The sequence below is a fragment of the Paenibacillus sp. 01T422 genome, from assembly GCF_056398785.1.
This window is the reverse complement of sequence record NZ_JBFTQB010000985.1, coordinates 1-2,267: the sequence shown is the minus strand read 5'-3', so window position 1 is coordinate 2,267 and position 2,267 is coordinate 1. Positions and strand designations below refer to the sequence as shown.

2 protein-coding genes are annotated in these 2,267 nt (G+C 51.4%); both read right to left on the bottom strand.

Annotation, left to right across the window (positions count from 1 at the left end; translation table 11 throughout):
- Window positions 1-251: 251 nt before the first annotated feature.
- Window positions 252-1,388 carry a glycerate kinase gene (locus tag AC1DUA_RS34465; protein WP_477504025.1) on the bottom strand — a complete coding sequence of 379 codons (1,137 nt, stop codon included), beginning with the start codon at window positions 1,386-1,388 and terminating at the stop codon, window positions 252-254.
- Window positions 1,389-1,417: 29 nt separating this feature from the next.
- The coding region (locus tag AC1DUA_RS34460; protein WP_477504024.1) for an NAD(P)-dependent oxidoreductase at window positions 1,418-2,267 on the bottom strand (850 nt) is incomplete at its 5' end.

Genomic DNA, 2,267 nt, shown 5'->3' with positions numbered 1-2,267 from the left:
CCACAGTTCCGCTCAAAGAGGAAATCGCTCGATTTCCTCCGAATAGAGGACTCTATGCGGCTAGAATAGTTCCTTTAACTGGAGCCTTAGCGGAGTCCTCGCTAGGTTTTTGTAATTTGTTACTGGCGAGGGAGGTGGTATGCCCCATACGCAGTACGTTCTCCATCACCTAAGTAACCAAAAAGTCTGCCCAACCTCCCGCGCGGGGAGGCAAGCAGACTTTGCGTTTTTCTAAGCTTTTGTTGTACACGTTACACCTTCGCAGCCAGATAAGTCCGTATGACCTGCTCCGCCTTTTGCGTCAGCAGCTCCCCGGTCCTCTCCATAGCTTCTTGCAGCGACATCGGTCCATTGACGATACTATGGATGCTCGTAATGCCATGGTCATAGAGGGATTCCACACCGTCTCCAATAGAGCCGCTCAACACAATAACAGGAACGCCAAGCTTCTGCGCAGCTTGGGCAATGCCCATGGGAGCTTTGCCTGAGGCCGTCTGTGCATCTGTCCGGCCTTCTCCCGTAAACACGAGAGAAGCCCCCTGCAAGTGTTGGTTTAGGTTGCTTTGCGCAATCACAATCTCAACGCCGCGTTGAACGGTTGAGGGGAAGAAAGCTTGGAACGCACCGCCAAGTCCACCCGCCGCCCCTGCGCTAGGCAGATGATGAACAGCAATACCCGTGTGCGCCTCGATCATATCCGCCCAATGACGGAGCGCCTCGTCCAGCTCTTGCACCATCTCAGGGGTCGCCCCCTTCTGCGGGCCGAATACATAGGACGCTCCTTGCGGGCCGATGAACGGGTTAACCACATCAGAGGCAATCGTAAAGCTCGATTGGCCTATCCTAACATCCCAATCCGCAGCATCAATGCTGCGGATCTTCGGGAGACCTAGCGCACCATGGGGAACTGGTTGTCCTTCCGCATCTCGGAGCACTAACCCCAGCGCTTGAAGCATACCGCTTCCCCCGTCATTGGTTGCGCTGCCGCCAATCGCCAGAATAAATTTACGATACCCATGATCCAGCGCATGTTTGATCAGTTGCCCTGTCCCGTAAGTCGTCGTCAGCCATGGATTTCGCTGTTCCTCTGAGATTAAATAGAGACCTGAAGCCGTAGCCATCTCGATGACACAGGTTTCATTGTCGCCAAGAACGCCGTATTCAGCTGTCACATTGTTCAACAATGGCCCGCTTACTGTAACGTTGATTTTGGTCCCCTGCGTCGAGCTAATGAGACTATCTACCGTTCCCTCGCCGCCGTCAGCCATCGGAACAAGCACTGTATCCGAAGAGGGTGCAGCCTTTTGAATGCCTTTCGCTATAGCAAGAGCAGCCTCTTTTGCGCTTAAACTTCCCTTATAAGAATCAGGTGCAATGACAATTTTCACGGACGTCCCTCTCCCCCGAGCTTATTCAATCAAAGTTTGCTTATCAGTTTATACAACGCATGCGTCCCGCTATTTTCTTCACCGCTGGCAGCCAACTGCTCATATAGCGATTTGGCCAGAGCAAGTCCTGGCAGCTTGGCATTCATTTCTTCGGCTGATTGAAGGGCAATTTTCATATCTTTAATAAAATGTTTCACATAAAAGCCAGGTGCGAAATTACCGGCGATCATCCTCGGCGCCAAATTGCTTAATGACCAACTGCCCGCCGCACCTGATTCAATGCTTTTAAGCACCGTAGCAGGATCTAGTCCTGATTTTTCCGCATAAACGAGCGCCTCGACCACGCCCATCATATTGCTGGCAATGGCGATTTGGTTGCACATTTTGGTATGCTGGCCTGCTCCCGCTTCCCCTTGATAGACGATATTCGTACCAATTTTCTCAAATAGCGGCAGCACCGCGTCAAATGCATCACGCGAGCCCCCCACCATAATCGACAGTCTCGCTTCTTTCGCTCCAACATCTCCGCCTGAAACGGGTGCATCGAGTGAGAACAACCCGCGGGTACGCGCTTCATTCTCAATTTGTTTGGCAAGCTTGGGAGAGGACGTTGTCATATCGATGACATAACTTCCCGGCTTAGCATTTTGCAAAATACCATTTTCGCCTAAATATATTTCTTCCACATCACTTGGGAAACCTACCATCGTAATAATCACATCGCACTGCCCAGCTAATTGTCCAGGGGATTCCTGCCAATGTGCACCTTGATCGATGAGCTCCTGTGCTTTGGATTTTGTCCGATTGTACAGATGAACCTGATAGCCCGCCTGCATAAAATGACCCGCCATACTTTTCCCCATAACACCCGTACCTACA